The sequence below is a fragment of the Ferroglobus sp. genome (assembly GCF_015521575.1).
Taxonomy (GTDB): Archaea; Halobacteriota; Archaeoglobi; order Archaeoglobales; family Archaeoglobaceae; genus Ferroglobus.
Genome location: NZ_WANY01000186.1, coordinates 1 through 4,646 on the forward strand (window position 1 = coordinate 1; position 4,646 = coordinate 4,646).

The 4,646-nt window shown below is 43.8% G+C and carries 3 protein-coding genes; 1 reads left to right on the top strand and 2 read right to left on the bottom strand.

Annotated elements, in window-relative coordinates:
- Together F7C14_RS07385 and F7C14_RS07390 are read right to left on the bottom strand one after the other, a co-directional pair.
- Positions 1 to 473: cyclic nucleotide-binding domain-containing protein (locus tag F7C14_RS07385; protein ID WP_290901433.1), on the bottom strand; the 473-nt coding region annotated here is incomplete at its 3' end.
- Between the two features lie 28 nt (positions 474 to 501).
- A complete protein-coding gene (locus F7C14_RS07390; protein WP_290901434.1) occupies positions 502 to 3,081 on the bottom strand; it encodes an ATP-dependent helicase in 2,580 nt (859 codons plus the stop codon).
- A 215-nt stretch (positions 3,082 to 3,296) separates the two neighbouring features.
- Here F7C14_RS07390 and cooS point away from each other — a divergent pair.
- Positions 3,297 to 4,646, top strand: a 1,350-nt coding sequence (gene cooS / locus F7C14_RS07395) for an anaerobic carbon-monoxide dehydrogenase catalytic subunit (protein WP_290901435.1), incomplete at its 3' end; no start/stop codon positions are given.

Genomic DNA, 4,646 nt, shown 5'->3' on the forward strand with positions numbered 1-4,646 from the left:
CTGCAAGTTACCGGATTTCTCCTCACGATCTCTTTTACAGGTTTGAGAAGAGCGTCTTCGAGGGTTACGTAACTAAATCTGAGGGAAGTGAACTTTCTTTCCTTGAAAAATCTGAAAAATTCTCCGAACCTTTCGTTTTCTTCGACAAGTTTCTTAAAAACATCGGCTTTAAAAAGGTAGCACACGCTGTCTTCAGCTGCGTAAAGATCTCCCTCGACAGGTTTTTTTTCGATTGCTGCTGAAACTCCGAATATTTCGCCTTTCGTAATTCTCTCCTCTTCGCTCCCTTTTTTCAAGGAGAGTTCTCCAGAATAAACAAAAAACACGTATTTCGGAACTTTTCCCTTTTTCAGGATTCTTTCTCCAGATTCGTAAACTTCGACATCCATACTCGAAACGAGTTCCTCCAACTCTTTTTCTGAGAGGTAAGAGAATGGAACGACCCTCTTAAGCAAGTCTTTTGGAGGTATCATCTAATTGATAGCTCAATCGAAAAATATATCAACTTTTTTCATGGTTGAGCAGAGAGATTATTTTTTCGTGAAGCTCTCTAATAACCTTCCTTCTGTCCTCCATAAGAACGACGTCCTCCTCTCCAAGGAGGTAGAGGTTCCACGAGAAGGGGCTCGGATATGGAGTTCTAACAACGCTGACCTCAATTTCCTTTCCGATCTTCGAGAGGTAGTCGAGAGCGTTTTCTATATCCATCGCATCCTCAAGAATTTCTCTGTAAGTCTCCTTCAAAACCGGAAAGTCCATGCCGAACTTCTTTTCGAGCAACCTCAATAGGGAGTCTGCGCTGAGCTGCTGCTTCCATACGCTCTTTTCCTTTCCAAGGTAGTTTCTCAAAATCATGAAGCTCCTAACGGCAACATGCCTAAACCTCCTCCTCACTATTTCGGTTTTTTTAAGGGCTTCAACGAGATCTTCCCTAAACTTCTCCATTTTCAGCAAGTTTTTCAGCTCATCGTCGTTTAAACTTTTGCTTTCCGGCAAAATCAGGGAGAATCCGTTATCTGTTATTGCAAACTGAACGTTGCAGTTTTTTAACTTTCCAGCACGGAAGGCGCAAACTCTCGCTAATGCGTTGTTTGCTCTTCTCCCGATTAACGTGTGGAAAAAGTAGTAGTTTCTTTCGGCTTCGTATTTCTCTATAACGAGCTTTTTATCTGTAGGAATCTCACTTACGATGAGCTGCTCTAAGAAGTAGTTTTTAATGGCTCTTGCAGCCTTCCTTTCGAGCTTGTAATCCCTAACAAGAATTTCCTCGGAAGTTTCAATGTTTTCCTCCACCATTCTCCTGAACTTCTGAATTCTCAAAGCGAGATCGTAACTTAGCGGAAGCTGCTCAGAGAACCAGCTGGGAACCGTCGGCTTCTCTCCCTTAACCTCCTCCACGATTATCGTGTTCCCCTTTGACTTTAAAAAGCGAAAAGTTCTGCCAGCTAAAACGAAAATATCTCCTCTCACGAGCCTTTCCGCAAACTCCTCCTCCACTTCTCCCACAAATTTTCCATCCGTAGTTATCACCGCTATCTCCGCCTCATCCGGAATTGTTCCGACGTTGAGATAGTAAATCGGTCTTATCAGCTTCCCTCTTCTCCCGAATTCCATAGTCTTTTCGTCAAACCAAATTTTTCCGTACACGTTCTTTCTTTCGAGTTCGGAGTAAGCACCGCTTAGGTATCTAAGAACAGACAGAAATTCTTCTTTAGTCAGATCTTTGTAGGGATATGCTCTCCTTATGAGCTCCAGAGCTTCATCAACCTTCCACCTCTTTTCTATCGACATTCCGACAACATGCTGGCAGAGAACGTCCAAGGGTTTTTTGGGAATGTGAATTCTATCGAGTCTCCTTTCCATAGCCTCTTTAGCTAAAACAGTGCACTCGACAAGGTCGTCGTGATCCACAACAACTATCCTTCCAACGCTGACTTCGTGAAGCTTGTGACCGCTCCTACCGATTCTTTGCAGAGCCCTGTTTATGCTCTTAGGCGAGCCGAGGAGGATGACGAGATCGATGTATCCTATGTCTATTCCCAACTCCAAGGAGGTTGAGGAGACAACGCATCTGAGTTCGCCTCTTTTTAGTTTGTCTTCTACCTCAAGCCTGACCTCTTTGGAAAGGGAAGAATGATGAGCGGCAATCGGAAAATCTTCTCCAAGCTTCTTTTTTAAGTGGAAAACCACCCTTTCTGTAGCGCTTCTCGTATTTGTGAAGATTAGAGCGGTTCTGGACTTCCTGACCAAATTTGCGAGAGTAGTGTATAATTTTTCGCTTATCTCTTCGGCACTTTCCCTGAAGAAGTCGTCTATTGGCGAAATTACTTTTATGTCCATCTTCTTTTCGAAGGTAACGTCAGCGATTACGCAATCTCTTTCCCTCCCATTTTCGTAACCCACTAAGAACTTCGCCACCTCCTTCAGCGGGTGAATTGTGGCAGACAGCCCTATTCTAACCATCTTGCCTTTCTGAAGCCTTTGAAGTCTCTCGATGCTAAGCGTTAAGTGGCTACCCCTCTTATTTTCAGCCATCGCGTGAACTTCATCAACGATCAAAAATTTTACTTCGCCAAGGTACTTAGAAAATTTTGGAGAGCAGAGGATTATCGCGAGACTTTCGGGAGTCGTTATCAGAATGTGAGGTGGCTTTTTTAGCTGCCTTTGCCTTTCGCTCTGAGCTGTATCTCCGGTTCTTACTGCAATCCTTATCTGCTCAAGCTTGATTCCCTTTTTCTCGGCAAGTTCGTAGATTTCGGTTAGCGGTTCTTCCAAGTTCTTTTTTATGTCGTTGTTCAAAGCTTTGAGGGGAGAAACGTAAACCGCATAAACCTTATCTTCCAACTCCCCTTTTTCCGCTTTCTCAACTAAGAAGCTGATAACACTGAGGAAAGCCGCGAGAGTTTTTCCGCTTCCGGTTGGAGAAGAAACGAGAACGTTGTTTCCCTTGAATGCTTCCACTATCGAGTACCTTTGCGGGGGTGTGAACGTTCCGTACTTTTCTTTAAACCATTCCCTCACCAGAGGGTGTAAATAGCTGAAAATTTCCTCGTCGCTGTATGCTTTTCCTTCCCTTATCACGTATCATGAAGTTTCGCCGACTTGTTATTAACGGTTACTTATTTCCAAATAAAAACTTAGAAAGATTTTTATAATGTTCCGAACAACAAACACGTAATAGCTTACACTATAATTTTATTTAGTAAAATTTTCAATTTATCATGATTAATTACAATTATGTTTATCTGAAAATATTAGGGAAATTTATCTTGTGCAACAAAATTTGAGGTTCGAACATGATAAGCTACCACGAGACCGTAAACGAAATGTACGAAAGGGTTAGGGAGGAGGAACTTAGCAACATCGCAGACAGATATGAGGCGCAGAAATTAAAGTGCTCTTTCTGTGTTCAGGGGTTAAGCTGCCAGCTTTGTACGATGGGGCCGTGCAGGCTTAGTGATTTAAATCCCCTTGGGGCTTGTGGATTGACGAAGGCTGGAGTAGCCATCAGGAACTTCGTTCACAGAAATATTCTCGGAGCTACGGCCTACACTTATCACGCCATTGAAGCTGCAAAGACGCTTAAAGCTACCGCAGAGGGAAAAACTCCTTTCGAAATTAAGGATGTTGAAAAGTTGAAGTGGTTCGCGGAGTTACTTGGAATAGACACGAACAGAGATCCGAGAGAGATAGCCAAGGAGGTGGCTGATTCCGTAATTAAAGATCTGAGTTCTCACGAGAGGAGCAAGCTCGTTGAAGTGTTTGCTCCCAAGAAAAGACTCGAAGTTTGGGAAAAACTTGCGCTAATTCCAGATGGTGTTTTTCAGGAAATACTCACTGCGGCAACTTCCGCCATGACCAACGTGGACTCAAATTACGTCAGTCTGGCTAAAAAGGCTATGAGGATGAGCATCTCAACGATTCTCGCTGCTCAGCTTTCCCTCGAAGTAATCCAGGACATACTCTTCGGAACCCCAACTCCGCATGAAGCCTACGTAGATCTGGGTATTATCGATCCCGACTACGTGAATATCGTTGTGAACGGGCACGAGCCTTTTGTTGGAATGGCTCTCATAAAGCTTGCGGAGAGAGAGGATGTTCAGAGGAAAGCAATTGAAGCTGGAGCTAAGGGGTTGAGAATAGTTGGCTCGATAGAAACCGGGCAGGAAATTCTCCAACGAGTAGAATCTCCAGTTTTCGTTGGTCTGACAGGAAACTGGATTACGCAGGAATTCTTACTTGCCACCGGGGCAGTGGACGTGTTTGCTGCAGATATGAACTGCACAGTGCCGAGAATAGTGGATTATCAGGAGAAGTTTAAGTTCAAAATAGTCCCGGTTAGCAAGCTGATCAGACTCGAAGGAGTTGACGACGGACTCGATTACGAGCCGGAAAAGGTTGAGGAAATTGCAAAGAAAATTATCGACTTGGCTATAGAGAACTTCAAGGAGAGAAGAAAGAGCGTCGAGCCGAGAGTTCCAAAGAGAAAGCAGAAAGTTCTCGTGGGCTTTTCAATTGAAGCCATTCTCAAGGCTTTGAACAACGACCTCGGAAAGCTTGTGGAGGCTATAAAAAGCGGAGCAATCAAAGGAGTTGTCGCTTTGGTAAGCTGCTCGACATTGAAAAATGGAAGACAGGATGAAAAC